The following is a 23,952-nucleotide window of genomic DNA, read 5'->3' as shown; positions in this document are numbered from 1 at the left end:
ATGATGCGCGATAAAAATAGATCAGAGCAGGGCAGTGATTGAATTTTAAAGATTTAGATCAGGACTCAACCTTAATCAGTACTGTGACATTAGCCCTTTCCTCGGCGCTTTTGGTATTGAGTCGCGCGATATATAAGCACGATAAAAAAGACTTTTTAGCTAAAGCCATATTTTGGTTATAAATGACTCAAACTACGGTGAAAAACAACAAAAGAGTAAAAGATCGTTGTATCGTAGTTCGCTAATATGGTCGTGCATAGCGATGCTAAGCAAATCCATGATTTTGCTGATTGCTTGAATATAAAAAACGGGACAATACATGTCAGATTCTAACAAGATTGTCGTTTACGCAGCATTGTTTGGAAATTTAGCGATTGCAGCAGTGAAGTTTGTTGCCGCTTATATCACCAACAGTTCAGCAATGCTCAGTGAAGCGATTCACTCGGTGGTCGACACACTCAATGAAATTTTGTTGTTGTATGGATTAAAGAAATCGCAACAACCGGGGGATTCACAACATCCATTTGGTTATGGGCGTGAGCTGTACTTTTGGGCATTCATCGTGGCACTGATGGTGTTTGCGCTCGGCTCAATTGTGTCGATTTATCAGGGGATACAACACATTCGTCAGCCTGAAGAAATGTCATCTCCGATGGTCAGTTATGTGGTGTTGCTGATTGCGATTTTATGTGAAGGCACCTCTTGGTTTATTGCACTTAAATCTTTTCGGAAAAGCAAAGGGCGTATGGGCTACTTTGAAGCCTTTCGACGCAGTAAAGACCCGACGACATTTACCGTATTGTTTGAAGATTCTGCCGCTTTGATTGGTCTTTTTATTGCCTTAATCGGGATTTTTCTGGCGCATAGCTTAAATATGCCGGTGCTTGATGGTGTGGCTTCGATTTTAATTGGTGTGGTGTTGGCGATTTCAGCATTTTTACTCGGCAAAGAAACCAAAGGCTTATTGCTCGGTGAAACTGCCGATCCGCAGTTACGGCATAATGTGATTGCGATTGCGCAACAAGACCCTGCAGTTTTTTCTGCCAATGGGGTGTTGACTGAGCAGATGGGTGCACATCAAGTGATTGCCTCACTGAGTTTAGAGTTTAAAGACAATTTGACCTCAGATGAGATTGAACTGTGTGTCAATCGGATTGAACAAGAAATTAAGAACATTCATCCTGAAATTGTGGCCTTATTTATCAAACCGCAAACGAAGCAGGTTTGGCTAGAACGAATGAAAGGGCGTTTAGATTAATTATGCCAAAATTGAGTGAAATCGATCCGATTGATCAGCATGCCGTGTCGATCAATCAGACATCAAAAAAAATGTTAGAGCAAAAGTTTGCCAAGCACTATCAATTGAAAACGGCAGACTGTGTTGCACACACATGGTCCAAGCCCAAATTTCACTTTATTGCCACCGATCATCATACCGGTGAGGGTTTTAGCAATCTGCTGCCACCACCAGAAGGTTCACGCCGCTGGAATTTGTTTAAATGGTTAATGGCACGTAAATCGAATACCTGGACCGGTGACTTTCAAAAAGAGCAACACGAATTTTTTGCTTTGAAAAAAGCCTTACCTGAAGAACGACCACATGCAGAACTCAGTGATTGGCAAGTCTGGTTTGTGGGTCATGCCAGCGTGCTGATACAAATCGGTCCGTATAACTTTTTAACCGATCCGGTGTGGGCTGAGCATGTCAGTCCAAAACAAGGGCGTGGCCCTAAACGTGTGATTCCGGCAGGCATTGCCTTAGAGGACTTACCACGGATTCATGCGGTGCTGCTCAGCCATAATCATTATGATCATATGGATCTTGCGACTTTAAAATGGTTGCATCAAAAGTTTGCCATGCCGATCTATACCGGTTTGGGCAACCACTACTATTTGCCCAAAGAGTTTCATGTGATTGAAATGGATTGGTGGCAGTCGGCATTGATGCACAATTTAAAAATTGTCTATACCCCAGCACAACATGGTTCGGGACGTGGCTTGCGTGATCAAAATGCAGCACTGTGGGGCGGATTTTCTATTGTCTCTGAACATGGACATTGTTTCTTTGCAGGCGATACCGGTTACTCGCCACACTTTAAAGAGATTCAAAAACGCTTTGGCAGTCCTCGCATTGCACTGTTGCCGATTGGTGCGTATGAACCGCGTGAACTGATGCGCTATATGCACATGAACCCGCAAGATGCATTTCAAGCGCATATTGATCTGCAAGCTCGACGTTCTTTGGCGATTCATTATCGAACTTTTCAACTGACCGATGAAGAGCGAGATCAGCCGGAAAAAGATTTGCATGATGCGATGAAAAATAGCTCAAAACTGATGAATCCATTTTATTGTATTCGTGAAGGTCGACGTTTGATTGTTTAAAATAAAATCAAGTTAAATCCAATCCAATAAACCGCCTTTAGTTCACGTCGAAAACCACCGGAATGGTGGTTTTTTTATGCCTCAATATACAGTTCCTCACCTATATCTAAGGTGCTTAGCTCATTGAGCTGATTTTGTTTGTGTAGGTGTTTTTTTAAACATATTGCAGGGTATACTGTGCTCAAATTAAGATCATGTTAGGTATAGGACGTACACAATGACAGCATGGGCGACCCACCAAATTTCCAATCAATTCGATGAATTAAGCGATTATAATTTATTTGATGGTGACGTGGTTTTACAGGAAATTTTGCAAAGATACGGCAGCCGAAATCAAGCACATTTATCAGAATTCGGTCATGCGGTCGGTACAGCCGAGGCCTATCAACATGCCGATTTAGCCAATAAACATACGCCCATTTTACATGCCTTCGATGCCCGAGGACGCCGTCAAGATTTCATCGAATTTCATCCGTCGTGGCATAAATGGATGGCACTGAACCGTAAATATGCGGTGCATGCGCATCCCTTTTCGATTTTCACGCAACAAGCCGGATGGGTGGATTGGGCAGCCAAGTTTTATTTGAGTGGTCAAGTGGAATGTGGCAACTTATGTCCAAACTCCATGACCCTAGGCAGTATCCCGCTCATTCAAAAAGAGCCTGAGCTTTGGCATAAAATTGGCGATAAGCTACTTTCAACTGAATACGACGAACGTGACCTACCCATTGCCCAGAAGAAATCGATTTGGATGGGCATGGGCATGACCGAAAAACAAGGCGGGTCTGATGTCCGTGCCAATGAAACGGTCGCTGTGCCTGTGGATGAAGCAGGTCGGGGCAAAGCCTATTTACTGACTGGACATAAATGGTTTTTCTCCGCGCCGATGTGCGATGCGCATTTGGTGGTCGCGAAAACTGAACAAGATGGCTTGGCCTGTTTCTTTGTGCCACGTTGGTTGGAGGATGGCACCAAAAATAATATTCATATTCAGCGCTTAAAAGATAAAGTCGGGAATCGCAGTAACTCAAGCTCTGAAGTGGAGTTTAAAGAAGCACAGGGAATCATGATCGGGGAGGCGGGGCGTGGCATTCCGACCATTATTGAAATGGCAAACTATACCCGTTTGACCTGTTCAGTCGGTTCAAGTGCGATGCTCCGTCAGGCATTGGTGCAGTGTGTCGCATATACCCGTCAGCGCAAAGCTTTTGGGAAAAAACTGGCTGAGCAACCGCTGATGCAAGCGGTGCTTGCCGATTTGGCTTTAGAAACTGAAGCTGCGGTGCAATTGAGTTTTCATTTGGCGCATTGCTACGAAAATGAGGATGCTTTGTCATTGGCATGGAAGCGCATTATGACGCCTGCGGCCAAGTTTTGGGTGTGTAAGCGTGCGGTAGAAATGACCGGTGAAATGATGGAGGTCTTTGGGGGCAATGGCTATGTCGATCATGGCATTATGGCGCGAATTTTTAAAGAAGCGCCGGTGAATACCATTTGGGAAGGTTCAGGCAATGTGATGTGCCTTGACGTGTTACGAGCGATTCAACGTGATCGAGAATCCATTGAGGTATTATTTAAATCCTTAGCTGAAGTGGCGACACAAGAACCTGTATTGCAACAAGAGTTACAGGCTTTATTTCATATGTTTAGTGCATTAAGTGCAGACGAATTACAATTTAATGCGCGTTCTTTGGTCAGTCGTTTGGTGATCTTAGCGCAAGCCATTTTACTCAAGCAGTATGCGCCTGAGTTTGTCTCAAGGGCGTTTATTAATACCCGCTATGCAGCTTTTCATGGTCAAGTGGTGGGGATGATAGATTCCAAAGTGGTTGATGTAGAGCGTATTTTAGATCGAGTGTTAGCAGCTTAATTTAGATCCAAACCAATACAGATCAGGGTGAATGTGATGATACTTTCACCCTTTTACCTTTTTGTTGTATTGCAGAGTAAAGATGTTTTTTATATCAAAGCAGACAGATAAATATGAATAAAATTTTGCTTGTAAAATGTACAAAAAAGCGTAATATCGCATTCCCATCATCTAGGATGGGTAATACTTAAGGTGATAAAAAATGGCAAAGAAAAAAGCGTTGCCAGAAGTTGTGGTTCACAACTTTGTGGCAAAACATATGCATGAGGTCAATAAAAGCCAAGTGTTTATCGATCGAAAGAAAGATGCAAAACGCGGTTATAGCAAACATAAAAAAGGGAGATACGCAAATGATGATCTCCCTTTTTTAATGGTCGCATAAAGCTAGGCATTTCCAATCACATACTAATCAAACGATTCGATTTCACCATATCTGCGAGTCCATGATGTTTAAAGTAGTATTCCATCCAACTCTTTACCATCAATGGATTACTCATTTTGACCACTTCATCGAGTAAGGTTTCCGCATCCGTCATCGGCACATGACAAATCGCTTTACGTACTCTCAAAATATTACTTGAACTCATCGACAGGGTATTGAATCCCATCGCCATGAGTAGAATCGCGGATAGTGGATCTCCTGCCATTTCCCCACAAATACTGATCGGTTTGTCATATTTATGACACTCTTGCACTAAACGTTGTAGTGCACGCAGTACCGAAGGGTGGAAATGCGAGTAGACACTCGACACACGCGGATTATTTCGATCTACAGCCAATAAGTATTGAATCAAGTCATTGGAACCCACCGAGAAGAAGTCCACCAATTCAGCAAACTCACCAATTTGTAGAAGCACGCTCGGCACTTCGACCATAATGCCGATTTTTGGCTTATTGATTTTGACTTGTTCTTCTTCTTGAACCGCAATCCAGTCGCGTTCAAGCAAATATAGCGCTTCTTCAACTTCGCTGACACTGGTGACCATCGGCAACAAGATATGTAAATTATTCAGCCCAATACTGGCTTTGAGCATGGCGCGAATTTGTGAAGAGAAAATTTCAGGATGATCCAGCGTAAAGCGGATGCCACGCCAACCGAGGGCTGAATTTTCTTCCTCAATTTGGAAATAGGGCAGATCTTTGTCCGCACCAATGTCTAACGTTCGCATCACCACCGGTTTATTGGCAAAGTGACTCAGTTGCTGGCGATAAATGGCACGCTGTTCTTCTTCACCGGGGAAGCGGTCACGCAGCATAAAGGGAATCTCAGAGCGGTATAGTCCGACGCCTTTGGCACCACGCTGTACCCCACGCACCACATCAATCATCAAACCCGTATTGACAAACAAACGCACCGCCACACCATCCGGGGTGATCGCATCTTTGGTTTCGTATTGTTTGAGATCTTTGGCGATCTGTTCTTCTTCTTTTTGAATCTCTTTATAACGCTGACGCAAGCGACGTGGTGGATTAACAAAGACCCGCCCTTGGTAGGCATCTACAATCATCTCGACATCATCAAGGGTATTGACCGGCAGTTCTGTAACACCCACCACGGTTGGAATCCCGAGTGCACGCGCCACAATCACCATATGCGAGTTAGCAGCACCTTCTGATGTCACAATGGCGGCAATCTTATCGACGGGTAGTTCAACCAAAGCGGCGGTACTGATTTCATCACCGACCAAAATGCTGTCTGCACTCAGTTCACGATGACTCGAATCCGCTTCTTGTAGCGAGGCTAGAATACGGCGACCGAGGTCTTTTAAGTCCGAGACCCGTTCACGTAAATAATCATCTTCCATCTGCGCAAATAAGGCGATATGACGGTCAATCACATGCTTGACGGCACCTTGTGCCCAATTGCCGTCTCGAATCAATTCTTTGATTTCAGCAGGCAGGGCATTTTCATCCAACATGCGTAAGAACACACTAAACAAGGCACGTTCTTCCGACATCAGAGAATCTTGCATCTTTTCATCAAGATAGTTGATTTCTTCACGCACTGAAGCCACAGCTTGATCGAGCAGTTTCAGTTCTTCACTGATGTCTTCGGCTTCGCGGTCAGGCACGGCGGCCAAATCCGCAGGGGGATAGAGAATCAGGGCACGACCGAGCGCAATCCCGCCCGCACCAGACGAACCTTGGAAAGTTTTATAATTGGGAGAGTTAGAGGGCTTACGAAAGACGTCAATATTGCCGACCGCATGGGCATGCGCAATCACCCCTGAAAGCTGAGCACAGAGGGTCACCAAGAAGGATTCAGCGGCTTCACTAAAATCTTGAGGTTCAGTATTTTGAACCACCAATACACCCATCACCTTACGGCGATACATGACCGGCACACCCAAGAATGAGTTATAGACTTCTTCACCTGTTTCCGGGAAGTAAGCAAAACGTTCATGCTTGAAGGCATTGTCAATATTGACAATTTCCTCACGTTGACCGACCAAACCGACCAAACCCTCACCGAGTTGCAATGACACATTGCCCACGGAATCAGGGTTTAAGCCTTTAGTCGCCATCAGCACGAAACGTTGATTTCGCTCATCCAATAAATAAATGGAGCAGACATCAACATGCATTGCTTTAGAGACTTGATTGACCATAATCTCTAAAGACTCATGCAAACTGACTGACGCATTAATCTCTTGGACAATGCGCCGTAATGAGTCGAGTTGCATGTTAGACATGAAGATGTGCTCCCTTAAATTTATTTAAGTGTTTATTTATGTAGTGATCAAACTCTTTATAACAGCACTTTTTTGGAAAATCATTACACCTTGATTGAATTTCCTGAATTTTGCTGTGGCAATTGCATACACAGTTCCAACATGGCCCTACGGTAAACGTCTCTCTTGAAGTTCACCACCTGACCAAGCGGATACCAATAACTGACCCATTGCCATTGATCAAACTCTGGCGGATCAGTTAAATTCAACCGAATGTTATTCGGTGAAGCGATAAGTTTGAGTAAAAACCATTTTTGCTTTTGTCCAATACATACAGGATCTGAATCAGATCGGATGTATCGAAGCGGCAAACGATAATGCAACCAACCTTCGGTTTGCGCAATAACTTGGACATGCTCCGGCAATAGTCCGACTTCTTCTCTTAATTCTCTGAAAAGTGCCTGTTCAGGAGTTTCACCAAATTGGATCCCTCCTTGTGGAAATTGCCATGCATTGTGTCCAATGCGCTTTGCCCATAAAACCTGACCAATATCATTTGCCAAAATGATCCCGACATTGGGTCGGAAACCTTCTGAGTCGATCATTCGGCACCTAAAAATTTATTAAATTCGTTGACTTTGGGTTCGGGGGCATCCACTCTCTATGCCCAACTCGAAAAGTTCAAAGTAATAATGTTTTAAAATTGCTATGATCTTAACGAATTTCTATCGATTAGCGGTGATAGATTTACATTTTTTTTCTTAAATTTCAGTTTGAACGAGTATTTTCATGAAATTGGCGTTATTTGACCTAGATCACACCTTATTAAATACCGACTCCGACCATTCTTGGGGTGAGTTTTTAGTCAATGAAGGCTTGGTCGATGCGGTGCGACATCGTCAAATCAATGATCAATTTTATGAAGATTATAAAGCGGGTCAACTGGATCCGATTGCCTATAACGAATTCGTTTTTGAATTTTTAACCCAGCATGATGCTCAGTATCTTGTTGAACTGCATGAACTATTCATGGAAAAAGTGATTCGTGCGCAAATGCGCCCTGAAGGCTTTAAAGCGATTCAACGACACATTGATGCAGGTCATCAATTGGTGGGCATTACCGCAACCTCAGACTTTATTACCGCACCGATTTTCCGTGAATTTGGCATCACTGAAATCATTGCCACCAATGCAGAATTCGTTGATGGAAAATATACCGGTAAAGTCATCAATACACCGTGTTACCAACAAGGCAAATTGGTGCGTTTAGAGCAATGGTTAGCAGGGCGTGAGGTGACTGAATCTTGGGCCTATTCAGACTCGATCAATGATCGTTTCTTGTTGGAATATGCAGATCATGCGGTTGCAGTAAATCCTGACGATCGTTTGGAAGCTTTGGCAAAAGAGCAAGGCTGGGATATTCAGGATTGGTCGATTAAAAACGATTAAAAATATCTTTAAGCATTTAATTCTTTAACGATTGAATCAAAAAAGGATTGTCTTTAAAGGCAATCCTTTTTTGATGATGTTCTGTCATCGTGGAACTGACTATTTCGGCACATTGCATTTGTGTCTGATCATGCTATGTTGGATCAAAGATAAAAAAATAAGGGATAAAACAATGACTCAAACTCGCCCACGCATGACCCATTTATTTGAACAATTGGGTTTGAATGCAACTGAATCTGGGATTGCCAGTTTTATTGAAACACATCAACTTGCTGCGGATATTTTTATTTCAGATGCGCCGTTTTGGACAGATGCTCAGCGTCAATTTATTTCTGAAAAGCTAAAATCAGATGGCGAATGGGCCTTAGTCATCGATCAACTGAATGAATCTTTGCATGAAGAGTCGGTTAAATAATTTAAGCTTTATTTATACTTCTAAACAAAGCCATCCTTGCAGATGGCTTTTTTATTGTGTGTCCATCTGTCACTCATTGACTCAACACTTTTACGTAGTTTGGGTATGGAGCAGATATGAAATGATATAGCTGTTTAGATTCTCGGCTTTCAAGTTCGACATCATTTAAAAAAGATAAAAGTGGATAAGTTTAATTATTAATCAAATGAAATCAATTGCTCACTTTTAAATCAGTATGTTAAGGTGAGAATAACTTGAATCAAGATGATAGTTTTCAATGGGGTGTTTCCTCAATCGAATAACACTGATTCAAGGTTTAAAAAAATAAACGTTATGGATAACGACACAATAAATATAAGGAGAACTCATGGGCACTTTCGCCATCATTATTTCGTTAGCACTACTGATGTTTTTTGCGTATCGGGGGATCTCAGTTCTGATTCTAGCCCCGATTATGGCAGCCGTTGCTATTTTACTCTCGGGTGACATGCTTTACCTGATGCCACAGTACACTGAAACCTTTATGAGTGCTTTGGGTGGATATATTCTAAAATTTTTCCCTATTTTTTTATTGGGTGCTTTATTTGGACAACTGATGGTTGATTCAGGTGCAGCATCGAGTATCTCAAATTGGATCATGCAAAAGTTAGGACACAAACGCGCCATTTTGACCGTGGTATTGGCGTGTGGTGTGTTGACTTATGGTGGGGTATCTTTATTTGTAGTGGCATTCGCAATTTACCCGATTGCCAAGTCCATGTTCCAAGCCGCTAACATTCCAAAGCGCTTAATTCCCGGTGCCATTGCTTTAGGTTCATTCACTTTTACCATGACCGCTTTGCCGGGCTCACCTTCAATTCAAAATGCGATTCCAATTCCATTCTTTGGTACGAATGTGTTCGCTGCCCCGGGAATTGGCACCATTTCCGGTTTAGTCATGTTTGTTTTAGGCTGCTTATGGCTCCAAAGCCGCGCCAATAAGGCACACAACCATGGTGAAGGTTACGGTATTGATACACAAGAAAGCGAACGCTTAGAAGATGGGGTCACGGCTCAAGGAAAAATGCCTGTGCTACTTGCATTTTTACCCTTGCTGTTGGTGATTGGGGTAAATGCTCTATTCACTTATCTGCTTTTCCCCAATATGGATTTCAGCGCATTCACAGAACTTTATCCAAAATTAGACCCTGCTAAACAAACAGGCTTATGGGCGTTGGTGATTGCTTTGGTGGTTGCCTGCTTAAGCTTAATTCTATTGCGACTTGGTAAATGGAACAATTTGAAAGAAACTGTAAATAAAGGTGCTTTAGGCTCAATGTTACCGATTTTCAACACAGCTTCTGAAGTGGGCTATGGCGCTGTGATCGCATCATTGGCAGGGTTCGTGATCATTCGAGACATGGTGTTGAATGTCTCTAGTAATCCGTTAATTTCTGAAGCTATCGCCATGAATATTTTAGCCGGTATTACGGGGTCATCTTCTGGTGGTATGTCGATTGCGTTATCGACCTTGGGCGCAGATTACTTGGCGATGGCAACTGCTGCAGGCATTAATCCTGAGTTGTTGCACCGTATAGCCGCTTTAGCGGCAGGGTGTTTAGACACTTTACCGCATTCAGGTGCGGTGATTACATTATTGTCGATTTGTGGTATGACCCATAAACAGTCGTATGGTCATGTGGCGATGTGTACGGTCTTGATTCCGATGGTGTCAGTCGCCGTGGCAATTACCTTAGGTACGCTGTTCGGCTCATTCTAATCAAAAGGATTTGCAGGATGATTCAAAGCATCCTGATACCCTATTAAAGGACTAAAAATGAAATTGGCTCATATAGATGATTTCCATGTAGGTTTATCACACACCTTAACGCGTACCATAGATGCCAAAAAGGTAGATCAATATATTGAATTATGTGGTGATCAAAATCCTATCCATCATGATGAAACCTATGCTGCACAGACTGAATTTAAACGCCCGATTGCCCATGGATTTTTAACTGCCAGCTTTTTCTCTCCGATTTTTGGTTTACATCTTCCTGGTCCGGGTGCAATTTATGTCAGTCATAATTTACGTTTTTTAAAACCCGTCTATGTGGGAGATACTGTTGAGGTGAGCGCGACAGTGACCAAAGTCGATCATGAACGGAAACGAATTCAGTTTGATACCATTTGTGAAATAAAAGGAGTGCGGGTGATTGAGGGCGAGGCAGAACTCTATGTCCCTACACCAACAGAGGCAGGGCAAGCTGCTTTAGAAGCAACAACGTTAACGCTTTAATGCTATTTCATCATTGTAAAACTTGGATGCACTCAAGCTTTTTGTTGAAAAAATCTAAGATATAAAAAATGCCGTCATCAGGACGGCATTTTCGATTCAAGAGGTTTGAAGTTGTTAAGCTTAATCTTTCATCAAATCAACCAACGCTTTGGCAGCTTTGGATTGGGTACGAGCAGGATGCCACACCATACCGAGTTGACGTTTCATTTCAATGTGAATGTCTAAGGTGACCAAATCATCACTTACTAATGTGCTTGGCAAAACAGACCAACCGAGTCCAATCGATGCTAACATCCGAATCGACTCTAAAGGATTGTTGCTCATGGTGACTTTCGGTTTTAAACCATTTTTTTCAAACTCAGCCAAAGTAATTTGAGCGGTATAGGTTTGCGCAGCAGGCAAGAGACTCGAGTATTGCAACAGGTCTTCTAAACTGAGATCCGCTTTCGATGCCAAGGGATGAAATGCAGCCGCGACAAAGACCAAAGGATCATTCCATAACGTCACATAACTTAAACGATCATCTAAAACAGGTGGAAGCGTAAGGAACGCTAGCTCCAAATCACCAGCAAGCACTTGTTCATGCGCTTGTTCAGAGTCAACAAAATGCACATCTAAAGTCACATCAGGGAAATGTTGAACATAGCTACGCAAATGTTGGGGCAGATGGTGGAGCCCAATATGATGACTGGTGCCAATCTTGAGTTTGCCTTTAATCTGATCTTGATCGTGACTTAAGGTGTGGTGAATATCACCTAACTCATTTAGCCAATTTTTGACTTTAGGAAGAAGTGAATGTGCGGCATGTGTCGCTTGGACTCCACGCCCCGCTGACTCAAATAATTTCACCCCGAAATAATCTTCAAGGCTGTGAATTCTTTTGGTCACTGCAGGTTGCGTGATAAACAGCTGATCGGCTGCCATGGAAATCGAACCTGTTTCCATGACTTTGACGAAGGCTTCAAATGCTGCAAGATTCATTTATATCTTCGGTCAGTTATGATACAAGTTTGAAATTATAAAATAAATTTATGTGATTGGGTTGCTAAGTTTTGTTCAAACACCCTAATTTTGAGACTACCATCACTAATATCAATAAAGATCATGTATTTAACATGATCTTTATATAGAGGATTCACCCAATCTTTAATAGAAGATTTTAACTGTTGGTCAAATTTGGACTCATCTGAACTGTGTCTTTTTTAGCCCATACTTTTTCATGGAAGAAGAACGCGACCGCTTGTACGGTTGGCTCTAACAGACTTAAAGTCATGGCCATCCAAATATTACCCGTAACGATAAAACCAACTAACATGGCAATGCTGATGTGCATAATATAGTAGCTCAAGGTTTTCTTTAAGGTACGTTGATTATTGCTGACAAAGTGTTGAATATGTGCCATGGGTAAATCCTCTAAAGGGTTAAGCATTGGGGGATATTCAAATGATAATAGCTCTCATTTAATCTGTAAAAGCGAATATTTCTTATGTTTTGATCAGTTTTTTAGATTGAAAAATAACTAGGATGGAGGATGATGAGAACGATTAAAGAATATTCCAAAAAGTTTGAAAACTAATAAAAATGATAAATTAGATTTATGTGAACACGAGGCTATAATCAAGACAATGACAGAATTACCCAGTTCTATGGAGCGCGTCGACATGGCAGGCAATACTCAAAATTCCAATACCGCATCTGCAAAAACCTTGTATGACAAATTGTGGGATGACCATTTAGTAAAACAACGAGATGATGGCTCCGCATTGCTTTATATCGATCGTCATTTATTGCATGAAGTAACCTCACCACAAGCCTTTGAAGGCTTGCAGTTGGCAGGACGTAAACCTTGGCGTTTAAGTGCCAATGTGGCAACACCTGACCACAATGTACCGACCTCTAAAAAAGAACGTTCAGAGGGGATTGCAGGGATCGAAGATGATACCTCACGTATCCAAGTTCAAACCTTAGATGACAACTGTAAAACCTTTAATGTGGTGCAGTTTGATATCAATGATGTACGTCAAGGAATTGCGCATGTGGTTGGGCCTGAACAGGGCTTAACTTTGCCGGGCATGACGGTAGTGTGTGGTGACTCGCATACGGCAACACATGGTGCGTTTGGTTGCTTGGCACACGGGATTGGGACATCAGAAGTTGAGCATGTGTTGGCAACTCAATGCTTAGTGCAAAAGAAAATGAAAAACATGTTGGTGCGCGTTGACGGCAAATTGGGTCAAGGCGTGACACCGAAAGATGTGGTCTTAGCCATCATCGGTAAAATTGGTACAGCAGGCGGTACAGGTCACGCGATTGAATTCGGTGGGCAAGTGTTCCGTGATATGTCAATTGAAGGCCGTATGACGGTCTGCAACATGGCAATTGAAGGCGGTGCCCGCGTGGGTATGGTCGCTGTCGATGAGAAAACCATTGAATACGTCAAAGACCGTCCATATGCCCCTAAAGGCGAGCAATGGGATCAAGCGGTGGCCTATTGGAATACCTTGCATTCTGATGAAGACGCACACTTTGACACTGTTGTTGTGTTGCAAGGCGAAGAAATCGAGCCACAAGTGTCATGGGGAACCTCGCCAGAGATGGTGATTCCAGTATCACAAGCGGTACCGACATTAGAACAAGCCAAAGATGATGTTCAACGTAATGACTGGACACGTGCTTATCAATATATGGGCTTAAATGGGGGGCAGGCTTTATCTGATATCCAGTTGGATCGTGTATTTATTGGATCGTGTACCAATTCACGTATTGAAGATATTCGTGAAGCTGCCAAAGTTGCACAAGGTAAAAAAGTGGCATCTAGCATTAAACAAGCGATGGTGGTGCCGGGTTCAGGTTTAGTGAAAGCCCAAGCGGAAGCAGAAGGTTTAGATAAAATTTTAATTGAAGCCGGCTTTGAATGGCGTGAACCAGGTTGCTCAATGTGTTTAGCAATGAATGCTGACAAATTGCAGCCGGGTGAACACTGTGCCTCGACTTCAAACCGTAATTTTGAAGGTCGTCAGGGCAATGGCGGTCGTACCCATTTGGTCAGTCCAGCAATGGCAGCAGCGGCCGCAATTGCCGGTCATTTTGTTGACGTTCGTAGTTTTTAAAAATCCCCCCTCTTGCGAAGCAAGGCTTCTCACCTTTTAGAAAAGGGGGAAGTTCCCCTCTTTAATAAAGAGGGGGTAGGGGAGATTTAAAGTAATGATATTCTTTAGGAATAAAGACAATGAAAAAATATACCGTTGAACAAGGTATCGTTGCACCATTAGACCGTGCCAATGTCGATACCGATTTAATTATTCCAAAACAGTTTTTAAAATCGATCAAACGTACCGGGTTTGGCGAAAACTTATTTGATGAATTGCGTTATTTAGATGAAGGTTATTTAGGTTTAGATAACACTAAACGTCCTTTAAATCCTGATTTTGCATTAAATCAACCCCGATACCAAGGTGCATCCATTTTGATTTCTCGTGCCAACTTTGGTTGTGGTTCAAGCCGTGAGCATGCACCGTGGGCATTGGAAGAATACGGATTCCGTACCGTGATTGCGCCAAGCTATGCCGACATTTTCTTTAATAACAGCTTTAAAAATGGCATGTTACCCGTGATCTTGTCTGAAGAGATTGTCGATCAGTTGTTTAAAGAATGTTTTGCAACCGAAGGCTACCAATTAACGGTAGATTTAGAAGCGCAAGAAGTCCGTACCCCAAGTGGCGAAAGTTTCAAATTTGAAGTCGACCCATTTCGTAAACATTGTTTGTTGAATGGTTTGGATGACATTGGTTTAACCTTACAAGCTTCCGATGATATTCGCGCGTATGAAGAAAAAACCAAAGCTGCACGTCCTTGGGTATTCCAAGAGATTCGTGGTTAATAGCTTGTCATGATGTGCCCTAGTCGTGGCGCTGAACTCTTGCTAATATCGATGCAAATTAAAAATCATTATTGTGCATATATGCGTGAGGTTGGGCCCAGATTATGGCGAAAGTTTTGAAGCAACTTGCTGTACTTGGAATGCTCACATCAGTTCTGGCTGGATGTCAAAGTACAGCACTCAAAGATGTGAAAGAAACTGAACAGACCAGATCGAATGCGTTAATTTACTGTTCTGGAACTGAAAACTGTGAGTTTGAGCGTTTAGATCAAACGGTGATTATTGATTCAAAACATCAAAAACTCACCAAGCAAGCGATAAAGCAGGGGATTGTGCGTCAGCAAACCCCATCTTTAAAAGATGCCAATGCCTTGTATCTTTCAGTACCACCAGGACAGCATGAATTGGTATTGCGTTTTTATCCGATTTCACCGGACAAAGCCGAAACCTTGTATGTGATTCATCACTTTAAACCGCATCAACGTTATGCATTACATATGTTTCGAAATCGGGTCAAAAATAAAGGCAGTTTACTCAATGCCTCGGCACCTGATCCTCTGTGTGTCGATTTAAAGCAAGCGCATCGAACCATTCGCCGTTTTTGCAAACCCTATAACGTCTTAAATGGCTTGGGTGAGTTTGTAGAACAGAAAAAATTTAAACACCGTTAGTCTTAACTAACACTAAAAATGGAACAACTCATGTCTAAACATATTTTGATTTTGGCTGGTGATGGTATTGGCCCCGAGATTGTAAAAGCAGCCGAGCAAGTGCTGACCCGTGTCAATGAAAAATTCAATTTAGGTTTAACGTGGGAACAAGGCTTACTGGGCGGTGCCGCGATTGATGCTCATGGTTCACCTTATCCTGACGTGACTTCTGAACAAGCCAAAAAAGCCGATGCGATTTTACTCGGTGCTGTGGGTGGTCCGAAATGGGATACGATTGAACGTTCAATTCGTCCAGAACGTGGTTTGTTAAAATTACGGAGTGAATTGAATCTTTTTGCCAATTTGCGCCCAGCGATTTTATATCCACAATTGGCAGATGCATCAAGTTTAAAACCTGAAATTGTGGCGGGTTTGGATATTCTCATCGTACGTGAATTAACTGGTGGGATTTACTTCGGTCAACCCCGTGGCATCCGTGAGTTAGAGAACGGTGAAAAACAAGGCTATAACACTGACGTTTACTCAGAATCTGAAATTAAACGTATTGCCAAAGTGGCGTTTGAATTGGCCGGCTTACGTGGTGGTAAAGTCTGTTCAGTGGATAAAGCTAATGTATTAGAAGTCACAGAGCTTTGGAAACAAACCGTGACTGCAATGAAAGAAGAGCAGTATCCGAACATTAACTTGTCACATATGTATGTTGACAATGCAGCGATGCAATTGGTACGTGCACCAAAACAATTTGACGTGATCGTGACCTCCAACTTGTTTGGTGACATCTTATCTGACGAAGCAGCAATGCTTACCGGTTCAATTGGCATGTTGCCATCTGCATCTTTAGATGAAAATGGTAAAGGCATGTATGAGCCATGTCATGGTTCAGCACCAGACATCGCAGGTCAAAACTTGGCAAACCCATTGGCAACGATTTTATCTGTCGCAATGATGCTTCGTTATACTTTCCGTGAAGAAGCAGCGGCAAAAGCCATTGAAGATGCTGTAGGTCAGGTATTGGATCAAGGTTTACGTACTGCGGACATTATGTCCGAAAGCATGAATAAAGTCGGTACAGTGGAAATGGGTCAAGCTGTGGTTGCCGCATTGGGCTAATTTTTCTAAATCAAGATTTCAAAAACGTAGCCTCGCGCTACGTTTTTTATGTCTTGGATTTTGGGTTATATCGAGCAATGCTTAGCATCGTTGATGATGCTAATGCGAGGGGCAATATTGTAGAGCTTCGAGTCTGAGATGAAAGCAATTTGAATAGTATATTTTTACTTACATTTTTACAGGCGGTTTAATCGAAATCATGTCGTGTCGGTTTGATCGAAATCAGACCTGATCTGTTTCATTCTTATATAGAATATAAACTTAAACCTCATTTTAGTCAGATGTTATTGAAACTGATTGAATGATGCATTGATATCAATAATGAAACGATCACGATACTGCCATCAGCAAGTGAGGTAAAACAATGATGTTGGGTATTGTTGGCAGGTTTGATGCTTTTAAGCCTAAGCTTTGCTGAAAATTGTGATCTGACTCGCAACAGCTATGATACTGTGCATTGTGACAATAAAGTCTATGCCAATGCCGACAATGAGCTGAAAAAGGTGTATCAATAACGACGTAAGAAACTCAATACTTCACAAAAGAGTGTGTTAAAACAGTCGCAATTGGCATGGATCCGAGAGCGAGATGCGAGTTGTACCAGTCAGTCGAATGTGGGACAGGTCATTACGACACGCTGTCAATTGAGCAAAACCCAAGAGCGCAACTCATGGTTAAGAAAGCGTTTGCGTGAATGTAATACCGTTGGCTGTAAAACCAATCGTTTAAAATAATTAATCAATATAAAAAAAGCCACTTAATGTGGCTTTTTGCTTACTAACACTTAGCGTGCACGGTAAGTAATGCGACCCTTAGACAAATCGTAAGGTGTCATTTCTACTTTGACACTGTCGCCAGTCAAAATACGGATATAGTGTTTACGCATTTTACCAGAAATGTGTGCAATTACTTCGTGACCGTTTTCTAAACGTACACGGAACATAGTATTAGGAAGCGTTTCGGTGACAACGCCTTCGAACTCGATAAGTTCCTCTTTATTGGCCATAGCCTACCTGATAGATCAAATTGGAAAGGCGCAAATTATAGGCAAAATTTTGGAAAAATACAAGGTTAAACGCGTTTTCAGCAATGTATCTGTAGTCAAAATAGACGAACAAACAAATAATATAATTAAACAAAAATATGCTTAACTATGTTGTCAGTTCGGTCAATCGACTGTAATCTAAATTAAAAGTTTTAAGTAAATATTAATAACATACAAGGAAGGGTGCTGTGTGAGTCAGCTAACTGATGCTTCAGTGGTTCTCCGTCTAGGCTATCAAGCGATCCGCCGTGCTGGATTGCCAACAGAAGAAATATTAACAAAAGCAGGTGTGGCATTAAATCAAGTTGATCAAAATGCACGTACGCCTTTGGGTGCACAATACGCATTTTGGGTGGCAGCAGAAGAAGTCAGTAAAGACCCAGACATTGGTTTACACCTGGGTGAACATCTACCGCTGTACCGTGGACAGGTGATTGAGCATTTATTTATTTCCTCGGAAAACTTCGGTGAAGGGCTTAAACGTGCCTTGGCGTATCAACGTCTGATCAGTGATGCCTTTCATGCCAAATTGGTGATTGAGGATGATCGTTGCTACTTAACCAACGGGGTGCAACCGTGGGCAGACAGTTTGGTCAATCGTCATTTTTCTGAATGTGCGTTATCCGGTATTTTAAGGTTCTTTAAATTTATCACCGAAGGGCGTTTTGAGCCGATTTATATCGACTTTAACTTTGCTGAAGGTGCAGCGGATGACGAATATTTCCGTGTCTATGAATGTCCAGTGAGCTTAGGTCAAAAAGAAACCCGTTTGTATTTTGACCCTGCGATTTTAGATTATCCACTTTGGCAAGCTGAACCAGAATTACTACAATTGCATGAACAATTGGCGATTGAAAAATTACAGGAATTGGCGCGTTATGATTTGGTGGGCGAGGTTCGCCGAGCCATTGGTTCAACCTTAGAAAGTGGTGAAACCACGCTAGAAACCGTCGCAGCACAACTGAACATTACCCCACGACGTCTGCGAACGCAGCTTTCTGAGGCCAACACCAGTTTTCAACAAATCCTCTCCGATTATCGTTGTCGCTTGGCGAAGAAACTGTTGGCCAATACCAATGAGAGCGTTGAACGGATTGTGTATTTAACCGGATTCTCTGAGCCGAGTACCTTTTACCGCGCCTTTAAACGCTGGACCAATGAAACGCCGGTGGAATATCGCAAGCGTAAACAGCGTTAGACGATATAAATCTTCCCCCAACCCCTCCTTTACTAAAGGAGGGGAGTCCCAATCTTAAAAAAAGGGGGTTTTTAAAACGCCTCCCTTTTAAAAGAGAGGAGGATGGGAGGGATTACATTATTCAGGCATATTCAGCCAATGTGGACCTAAATTGACTTTCGGTAACTGATACTGCTCAGGATAGTCCGCATGAATAAAGTAGAGTCCATCCGGTGGTGCAGTCACACCAGCCGCTTTGCGGTCTTCAGCAGCAAATATGGCATCAATATGATCGACTTCATACATGCCTTGCCCAATTTCCAATAAACAGCCCATGATGTTACGCACCATATGGTGCAAGAAGCCATCCGCTTGGATATCGAGCACCAAATAAGCCCCATGTCGGATTAAACGGCAGTGCTTGACATGACGAACGGGTTGATTGGATTGGCAGGCAGCCGCACGGAAACTTTCAAAGTTATGCGTACCTTCGAATTTCTTTGCCGCCAAGATCATTTTCTCCACATCAAGTGGATTATAGATATGCGTGACTTGCTTATGTAGTAGTGCAGGGCGACTCGGATGGTTATACACCACATAACGATAGCGGCGTGCTTGGGCTTTAAAGCGGGCGTGGAAATCGGAATCCATGGCTTTAATCCATTGGATCGAGATATCTTTCGGTAGTTGGCTGTTTGAGCCCAATAACCAACCGTCAATTTTACGCACTGCTGTAGTGTCAAAATGCGCCACCATGTTGGTCGCATGTACGCCCGCATCGGTACGACCTGCGCCATGTAACATGATCGGTTCATTTGCGATTTTGCTGAGTACCGCTTCAATGGTTTCTTGCACAGTGATCACACCCGGTTGTTGGGTCTGCCATCCTCTATAATGTGCACCACTAAACTCAATCCCAACCGCAAAACGCTGCATACACACCTCTATTTTGAATGATCATGTTACTGGGGGATACCAACGGTCGCGCCATTGATCAGAATTCGGGTATTGTAAATAGATTTTCAAAATTTTGGCATAAAGTTCAGCATGGCTATGGGTATCGTTCAATATAATTTGCGCATCTCTTACCCATTGACTAATGGCATAACGTTGATCCATACCGCCAAACAGTACTTGCGTGTCTAAAACTACCACACAACCTAAAGCTTGCAGCGCTTTGAATTGTTCAAGCATGCCAGCATTGACGGCAAGGTTGCCCGTGCCATAGCCCTGTAAAATTAAAAAGTGTGGCGGATGGTGTTGCAGTGTTTTTAAATTTTCCTCAAGTCGCTTTTTTTCAATCGGCAGCATACTCCAATTGATGATGTTTAAACTTTGGATCCGCTCAATATGCTGATCTTGAATCACAAACTGAGCTTGTTCAATCTGTTGTAATTCTTGGTCGTATTTTAATCCACGAAATGCATCTAAGGCAGTGCTATGGATTTTATTGACCGTACACGCATGCATCACTTGATGATAAAAACTGACATAGACCCCAGCAGGGACTTTGATCACATGCTCAAGTGCCGTATTTAAATTGTCTAAGGCATCGCTAAAGCCACGAACTTCAGTGCCTGTCGCAGTCAGTAGCGGATATTGACTGCCTGTCAGAATGACATGGCAAGAATGTTGTAAAAACTGAGCTAAAGTGGCCGCAGCATAGCTTAAGGTGTCGGTGCCATGCACAATCACAAAGTGCTGATACTGTTCCAATTGTAACTTTTGAATCAATTGTACCAACAGCAACCAATCGCTTGCGGTACAAGCACTGCTGTCTTTAACACTCGGTGCAGTAAAACACTCAATCTCTAAATGTAAAGGTAGTATTTTTTTAAGTTGAGGAATGAATTCTTGTTCAGGCATGGGGCTGAGCGGTTCACCGACACAGCCAAAAGTGCCACCCATATAGATTAATGCGATTTTTTTCATAATAAAAAAGCAGCCAATGATGACTGCTTTATGTTAGAACCATTTTGCTTAAGAAGCGATTTGATTTAGTAATTTTTGTGAAATATCGCGTTGTTCTGATGAATACTCGGCTTCATTTTGACTTAGCAATTGACGTGCAGATTCATATGCACCCAATTCAATATATTTTTTCGCTAAATCTAGATTCAATTGAATTTCATTGACTTGTAATAATTCAGGGAAAGATTGTGCCAATGGGTCATCTGAATGCGCCAGTTCTGATGTTTCACTAAGTGGAGCAGCCTGTGAAGATGTATCAAAAGCTGGAGTTTCAAACGCTAAAATTTGCGGATCAGCAGAGATAGGTGTGTCTAAGCTAAAAGTAAACTCTGGCACAGGGTCTAAAGCCACTGGTTCAGGCTCTGGCTTTGGTTCTGAAACTTTAGGTAAATCAAAATCAAGTTTGAATTCATTTTCAACCGTATCCGCTGCTGTTGAAGCGGGCTTTTCATTGAAAACAAAATCTTCGCTTAAGTGTGCAGTGGATGATGGCGCTGGTTCTGACTTCGGTGTGAAACTAAATTCAAGATCTTGGATCTCTTGCGCAGGCGCTTGGCGAACTTCAACATCAACAGCTTGAGCAGTAGGCTCACTGAGTGCAACAGATTCTGCTGAAGTTCCAGTATTCAGATTGAAATCTAAGGCTTGAGCTTGTTCCACCGATGGTGCAGGTTTTTTCTCAGGGGTATATTCAATTGCATCGTAGTCTTTGTTTTCAACCAGCGGTGTAACTACCGGTGTTTCACGCAATGCGGCTGTAGGCTCTTGTTTAAGCTGATCAAAAGAACTGCTACTGGTATTCAGATCCATCAGTTCATCAAATGCCGCGTGACGATCAGCAGGCGCAGTTTTCGCTATATGGCTTGATGCAACAGTTGAAGCAGTTAATGATTGGGCAACATGCGACTCTTGGCTTGGAGTTAGGCTTTGACGATGCTTCTGGTCGGCTTGATCAGCAATGTCATGTAAGCCCAAAGAGCGCAAATAATTGATCAGTTGCTTAATGGCAAACTCATCTTTTTGTGCCAAATGAATATCGAGTAAATACAGATACAGCTCATGTTGACTGTTGTCTTGATTCAATGCCTGATTAATTTTCGCTTCAGCAGAAAAATAATTTTCCGCCTGAATCAGACTTTCAATGCTGGTTTTTAATTCAGGATCAAGGCTTTTTACCGTCGATGCCGCTGTTGTTGAAGGAGCAGCAGATGCGCTGGATGATGTTGTAGATCGTCCTGTACGTGATGGAGTTTTTTTATTGGATTTTTTAAGATTTGTTTTTTTAGATTTTTCTGAACCTTGATCATTGTTGGCACTTTCACGCTTTTTCAGAATGAGAAGCACCACAAGCAAGATCACAAAAGGAATGACATACCACATATATTTACCCCTTCATTGAAATCAATGAAATTTATTCCTTCAACTTAAATTAGTGAGCTGGCTTTTTTGCTCGATTTTGCTGTTGCAATTGTTGCTGTAGTTGCGCAAGTCGAGCATTTAATAATTGAATTCTCTGATCCTTTTGCTGTAAAGCCAGTGTTAATTTGGATACATTCTTCTGTAATTTAACCGTTTTTTCACGAGCTGTCATAACTTTTGCAGACAATTCTGAAGATGTTTGATTTTGCGATGTTTTTTCTTTTGCAGAACCTTGCGCTGAATCTTGTTTATTTTCAGCAATCAAACTCATTTCAGCTTGATTGATACGATATTTTTCTTTAACCGATTGTTTCTGTGGTCTGTCGTTTGGCTCAGTCGCAACTCTACTGATTTTTTTTGCTGTCGGTACAGGTGCAGCCAAATTTAAAGCAACGCCCTTACGCATCTGGTTAATGTTGCCGCCAATAAATGCATGCTCATTGTTGGCTTTGATTTGCTTCATTACTTCAGGGACAGATTGATGAGTCTGTGCCGCGACACGAGAAGCAATTTTCCATAAAGACTCATTGGCTTGTACCACATGTTCATTTTGCGCAAGCTGAGGAGCAGGAGCAGGAGCAGGAGCAGGAGCAGGAGCAGGAGCAGGAGGCTGAACTTTTACTTTCTCTTTGATTGTTGCCTGGTCTTTGAGTTTTACTTCATTCTTTTGAACGGCTTCTGTCGCTTTGATTGGTGCTTTCTCAAGTTTTAGCCCAGCTTTTTCGATCGCTTTGGCTGTTGACTGGGTGACCTCAGGCGCTAGCTTTGCAGGTGCAGGTGCAGGTGCAGGTGCAGGTGCAGGTGCAGGTGCAGGTGCAGGTTTAGCCATCATTGGCTGAACGATAGCAATCGCAGGGGTGTCATAAGACTGTACAGATTTTTGAGGAATCGCCGTGTTTAAACTTTTCACCGTTTGGGTTTGATTTTGCGAAGCGGCGGCAACCACTGCTGCGCGTGATGATGAATTCAACTGCGGTACAGGTGCCACATTAATCACTAAAGGTGTGCCTGAGCTTGGGATATGAGATGACACAGGTGCTGATGATTTTTGAGTGGACTGCACAGTATTCATCGCAGGGACGTTGTATTGCGCGCTGACCGGCAGATTCAGCGCAATATCTTTTTCACTGACCACGGTTTGCGGTTGTAGTGATTTCTCTTGGGTCGATGTAGCCACTGAGGCTTTGGCAGAGGATTGATTTGGACGACTGAGTTTGCTTTTTACCTGCTGAATATGCGTGGCATTGCCTTCTTTAATTTTCAGTAAAATATTCAGTTCAGTATCAATAATCGGTCGTGATGAGGTAATCACAATCACCCCAGTGCCATCACCGGAACGGCGAGTAAAAAAGTTCAGATTCCCCGGCGCTTGTTGTGGCATGCCTAAGCTCATTAAATCTTCAGTTTCAGCTAAACTGGCTTCAATACGCACATTGGGATCGGCATTGCGAAACTTCATTTCTGCATACAGCAGATTGCCCGCACCTGATTGAATTTGAATCGGTTCAAGGGTTAAAGCAGAGACAGTTTGTGTACTCAAAATGGTTAAAATGGCAATTTTTAATTTGTTATATACAGGCATCTCGATCCATTGTTCTGACAGGATTCAG

22 protein-coding genes and 1 pseudogene are annotated in these 23,952 nt (G+C 42.6%); 14 read left to right on the top strand and 9 right to left on the bottom strand.

Annotation, left to right across the window (positions count from 1 at the left end):
• Positions 1–319 precede the first annotated feature (319 nt).
• The 4 genes from G8D99_RS13345 to G8D99_RS13330 all read left to right on the top strand — a co-directional run bounded on the left by G8D99_RS13345 (position 320) and on the right by G8D99_RS13330 (position 4,637).
• Positions 320–1,258 (top strand): cation diffusion facilitator family transporter, encoded by a 939-nt coding sequence (locus G8D99_RS13345; protein ID WP_166326716.1) that lies wholly within the window; start codon positions 320–322, stop codon positions 1,256–1,258.
• Between the two features lie 71 nt (positions 1,259–1,329).
• Complete coding sequence (locus G8D99_RS13340) at positions 1,330–2,385, top strand: MBL fold metallo-hydrolase (RefSeq protein ID WP_166327779.1); 1,056 nt, start codon at positions 1,330–1,332, stop codon at positions 2,383–2,385.
• Between the two features lie 217 nt (positions 2,386–2,602).
• Complete coding sequence (locus G8D99_RS13335; protein ID WP_166326714.1) at positions 2,603–4,255, top strand: acyl-CoA dehydrogenase family protein; 1,653 nt, start codon at positions 2,603–2,605, stop codon at positions 4,253–4,255.
• A 202-nt stretch (positions 4,256–4,457) separates the two neighbouring features.
• Positions 4,458–4,637: a DUF7230 family protein gene (locus tag G8D99_RS13330; RefSeq protein WP_166326712.1), complete on the top strand. Its 180-nt coding sequence runs from the start codon at positions 4,458–4,460 to the stop codon at positions 4,635–4,637.
• 16 nt (positions 4,638–4,653) lie between these two features.
• Here the strand turns inward: G8D99_RS13330 and ptsP are convergent, their stop codons facing one another.
• Both ptsP and G8D99_RS13320 read right to left on the bottom strand, forming a co-directional pair.
• Positions 4,654–6,948 (bottom strand): phosphoenolpyruvate--protein phosphotransferase, encoded by a 2,295-nt coding sequence (gene ptsP, locus G8D99_RS13325; RefSeq protein ID WP_166326710.1) that lies wholly within the window; start codon positions 6,946–6,948, stop codon positions 4,654–4,656.
• A gap of 83 nt (positions 6,949–7,031) precedes the next feature.
• Complete coding sequence (locus G8D99_RS13320) at positions 7,032–7,532, bottom strand: RNA pyrophosphohydrolase (protein ID WP_166326708.1); 501 nt, start codon at positions 7,530–7,532, stop codon at positions 7,032–7,034.
• Positions 7,533–7,716: 184 nt separating this feature from the next.
• On the opposite strand from G8D99_RS13320, the gene G8D99_RS13315 reads away from it, so the two are divergent.
• The 4 genes from G8D99_RS13315 to G8D99_RS13300 all read left to right on the top strand — a co-directional run bounded on the left by G8D99_RS13315 (position 7,717) and on the right by G8D99_RS13300 (position 11,069).
• Positions 7,717–8,376 carry an HAD family hydrolase gene (locus tag G8D99_RS13315; RefSeq protein WP_166326706.1) on the top strand — a complete coding sequence of 220 codons (660 nt, stop codon included), beginning with the start codon at positions 7,717–7,719 and terminating at the stop codon, positions 8,374–8,376.
• 172 nt (positions 8,377–8,548) lie between these two features.
• Positions 8,549–8,791: a DUF2789 domain-containing protein gene (locus G8D99_RS13310; RefSeq protein WP_166326705.1), complete on the top strand. Its 243-nt coding sequence runs from the start codon at positions 8,549–8,551 to the stop codon at positions 8,789–8,791.
• 367 nt (positions 8,792–9,158) lie between these two features.
• Positions 9,159–10,550 (top strand): GntP family permease, encoded by a 1,392-nt coding sequence (locus tag G8D99_RS13305; protein ID WP_166326703.1) that lies wholly within the window; start codon positions 9,159–9,161, stop codon positions 10,548–10,550.
• A 57-nt stretch (positions 10,551–10,607) separates the two neighbouring features.
• On the top strand, positions 10,608–11,069 hold the full coding sequence (locus G8D99_RS13300) for a MaoC family dehydratase (RefSeq protein ID WP_166326701.1): 462 nt from the start codon (positions 10,608–10,610) through the stop codon (positions 11,067–11,069).
• A gap of 120 nt (positions 11,070–11,189) precedes the next feature.
• Here G8D99_RS13300 and G8D99_RS13295 read toward each other — a convergent pair whose 3' ends face one another.
• Positions 11,190–12,050 (bottom strand): LysR family transcriptional regulator, encoded by an 861-nt coding sequence (locus G8D99_RS13295; protein ID WP_166326699.1) that lies wholly within the window; start codon positions 12,048–12,050, stop codon positions 11,190–11,192.
• Between the two features lie 178 nt (positions 12,051–12,228).
• Complete coding sequence (locus G8D99_RS13290; protein ID WP_166326697.1) at positions 12,229–12,471, bottom strand: DUF2061 domain-containing protein; 243 nt, start codon at positions 12,469–12,471, stop codon at positions 12,229–12,231.
• 259 nt (positions 12,472–12,730) lie between these two features.
• Between G8D99_RS13290 and leuC the strand changes: the two genes are divergently transcribed.
• The 5 genes and pseudogenes from leuC (at position 12,731) to G8D99_RS13265 (ending at position 17,464) form a co-directional block, all read left to right on the top strand.
• Positions 12,731–14,179 carry a 3-isopropylmalate dehydratase large subunit gene (gene leuC / locus G8D99_RS13285; RefSeq protein ID WP_166327777.1) on the top strand — a complete coding sequence of 483 codons (1,449 nt, stop codon included), beginning with the start codon at positions 12,731–12,733 and terminating at the stop codon, positions 14,177–14,179.
• A 119-nt stretch (positions 14,180–14,298) separates the two neighbouring features.
• Complete coding sequence (gene leuD, locus G8D99_RS13280; protein ID WP_166326695.1) at positions 14,299–14,949, top strand: 3-isopropylmalate dehydratase small subunit; 651 nt, start codon at positions 14,299–14,301, stop codon at positions 14,947–14,949.
• Between the two features lie 104 nt (positions 14,950–15,053).
• Positions 15,054–15,620, top strand: coding sequence for a hypothetical protein (locus G8D99_RS13275; RefSeq protein ID WP_166326693.1), 567 nt, complete (start codon positions 15,054–15,056; stop codon positions 15,618–15,620).
• A gap of 30 nt (positions 15,621–15,650) precedes the next feature.
• Positions 15,651–16,730: a 3-isopropylmalate dehydrogenase gene (leuB, locus tag G8D99_RS13270; protein WP_166326691.1), complete on the top strand. Its 1,080-nt coding sequence runs from the start codon at positions 15,651–15,653 to the stop codon at positions 16,728–16,730.
• A gap of 392 nt (positions 16,731–17,122) precedes the next feature.
• Positions 17,123–17,464 (top strand): annotated as a pseudogene (locus tag G8D99_RS13265) (lysozyme inhibitor LprI family protein).
• 50 nt (positions 17,465–17,514) lie between these two features.
• On the opposite strand, the gene infA reads toward G8D99_RS13265, so the two are convergent.
• Complete coding sequence (infA, locus tag G8D99_RS13260; protein WP_004692529.1) at positions 17,515–17,736, bottom strand: translation initiation factor IF-1; 222 nt, start codon at positions 17,734–17,736, stop codon at positions 17,515–17,517.
• A gap of 229 nt (positions 17,737–17,965) precedes the next feature.
• Here infA and G8D99_RS13255 point away from each other — a divergent pair, with 229 nt between their 5' ends.
• The gene (locus G8D99_RS13255) at positions 17,966–18,973 is read left to right on the top strand and encodes an AraC family transcriptional regulator (protein WP_166326689.1); all 1,008 of its coding nucleotides are present in this window, start codon (positions 17,966–17,968) and stop codon (positions 18,971–18,973) included.
• Between the two features lie 117 nt (positions 18,974–19,090).
• Here the strand turns inward: G8D99_RS13255 and truA are convergent, their stop codons facing one another.
• Genes truA through G8D99_RS13235 form a run of 4 tightly spaced genes read right to left on the bottom strand, consistent with a single transcriptional unit; the run spans position 19,091 to position 23,924 of the window.
• Complete coding sequence (truA, locus tag G8D99_RS13250; protein ID WP_166326687.1) at positions 19,091–19,888, bottom strand: tRNA pseudouridine(38-40) synthase TruA; 798 nt, start codon at positions 19,886–19,888, stop codon at positions 19,091–19,093.
• Positions 19,889–19,909: 21 nt separating this feature from the next.
• Positions 19,910–20,884 (bottom strand): asparaginase domain-containing protein, encoded by a 975-nt coding sequence (locus tag G8D99_RS13245; RefSeq protein ID WP_166326685.1) that lies wholly within the window; start codon positions 20,882–20,884, stop codon positions 19,910–19,912.
• Positions 20,885–20,932: 48 nt separating this feature from the next.
• On the bottom strand, positions 20,933–22,303 hold the full coding sequence (locus tag G8D99_RS13240) for a hypothetical protein (protein WP_166326683.1): 1,371 nt from the start codon (positions 22,301–22,303) through the stop codon (positions 20,933–20,935).
• A 49-nt stretch (positions 22,304–22,352) separates the two neighbouring features.
• The gene (locus G8D99_RS13235) at positions 22,353–23,924 is read right to left on the bottom strand and encodes a FimV/HubP family polar landmark protein (protein ID WP_166326681.1); all 1,572 of its coding nucleotides are present in this window, start codon (positions 23,922–23,924) and stop codon (positions 22,353–22,355) included.
• Between the last annotated feature and the right edge of the window lie 28 nt (positions 23,925–23,952).

This window comes from Acinetobacter lanii, from assembly GCF_011578285.1.
Classification (GTDB): Bacteria; Pseudomonadota; Gammaproteobacteria; order Pseudomonadales; family Moraxellaceae; genus Acinetobacter; species Acinetobacter lanii.
Note: the sequence above shows the minus strand (reverse complement) of the source record. Positions and strands in the feature narration are given on the sequence as shown.

Bases quoted from the DNA above. Each gene is read 5' to 3' on its own strand.
- G8D99_RS13335 (WP_166326714.1), top strand. From the start codon at position 2,603: ATGACAGCATGGGCGACCCACCAAATTTCCAATCAATTCGATGAATTA.
- G8D99_RS13320 (WP_166326708.1), bottom strand. From the start codon at position 7,532: ATGATCGACTCAGAAGGTTTCCGACCCAATGTCGGGATCATTTTGGCA.
- ptsP (WP_166326710.1), bottom strand. From the start codon at position 6,948: ATGTCTAACATGCAACTCGACTCATTACGGCGCATTGTCCAAGAGATT.
- G8D99_RS13305 (WP_166326703.1), top strand. From the start codon at position 9,159: ATGGGCACTTTCGCCATCATTATTTCGTTAGCACTACTGATGTTTTTT.
- G8D99_RS13240 (WP_166326683.1), bottom strand. From the start codon at position 22,303: ATGTGGTATGTCATTCCTTTTGTGATCTTGCTTGTGGTGCTTCTCATT.
- G8D99_RS13315 (WP_166326706.1), top strand. From the start codon at position 7,717: ATGAAATTGGCGTTATTTGACCTAGATCACACCTTATTAAATACCGAC.
- G8D99_RS13345 (WP_166326716.1), top strand. From the start codon at position 320: ATGTCAGATTCTAACAAGATTGTCGTTTACGCAGCATTGTTTGGAAAT.
- G8D99_RS13235 (WP_166326681.1), bottom strand. From the start codon at position 23,924: ATGCCTGTATATAACAAATTAAAAATTGCCATTTTAACCATTTTGAGT.
- G8D99_RS13290 (WP_166326697.1), bottom strand. From the start codon at position 12,471: ATGGCACATATTCAACACTTTGTCAGCAATAATCAACGTACCTTAAAG.
- G8D99_RS13310 (WP_166326705.1), top strand. From the start codon at position 8,549: ATGACTCAAACTCGCCCACGCATGACCCATTTATTTGAACAATTGGGT.
- G8D99_RS13275 (WP_166326693.1), top strand. From the start codon at position 15,054: ATGGCGAAAGTTTTGAAGCAACTTGCTGTACTTGGAATGCTCACATCA.
- G8D99_RS13340 (WP_166327779.1), top strand. From the start codon at position 1,330: ATGTTAGAGCAAAAGTTTGCCAAGCACTATCAATTGAAAACGGCAGAC.
- leuD (WP_166326695.1), top strand. From the start codon at position 14,299: ATGAAAAAATATACCGTTGAACAAGGTATCGTTGCACCATTAGACCGT.
- G8D99_RS13295 (WP_166326699.1), bottom strand. From the start codon at position 12,050: ATGAATCTTGCAGCATTTGAAGCCTTCGTCAAAGTCATGGAAACAGGT.
- leuB (WP_166326691.1), top strand. From the start codon at position 15,651: ATGTCTAAACATATTTTGATTTTGGCTGGTGATGGTATTGGCCCCGAG.
- G8D99_RS13300 (WP_166326701.1), top strand. From the start codon at position 10,608: ATGAAATTGGCTCATATAGATGATTTCCATGTAGGTTTATCACACACC.
- leuC (WP_166327777.1), top strand. From the start codon at position 12,731: ATGGCAGGCAATACTCAAAATTCCAATACCGCATCTGCAAAAACCTTG.
- G8D99_RS13330 (WP_166326712.1), top strand. From the start codon at position 4,458: ATGGCAAAGAAAAAAGCGTTGCCAGAAGTTGTGGTTCACAACTTTGTG.
- infA (WP_004692529.1), bottom strand. From the start codon at position 17,736: ATGGCCAATAAAGAGGAACTTATCGAGTTCGAAGGCGTTGTCACCGAA.
- G8D99_RS13245 (WP_166326685.1), bottom strand. From the start codon at position 20,884: ATGAAAAAAATCGCATTAATCTATATGGGTGGCACTTTTGGCTGTGTC.
- truA (WP_166326687.1), bottom strand. From the start codon at position 19,888: ATGCAGCGTTTTGCGGTTGGGATTGAGTTTAGTGGTGCACATTATAGA.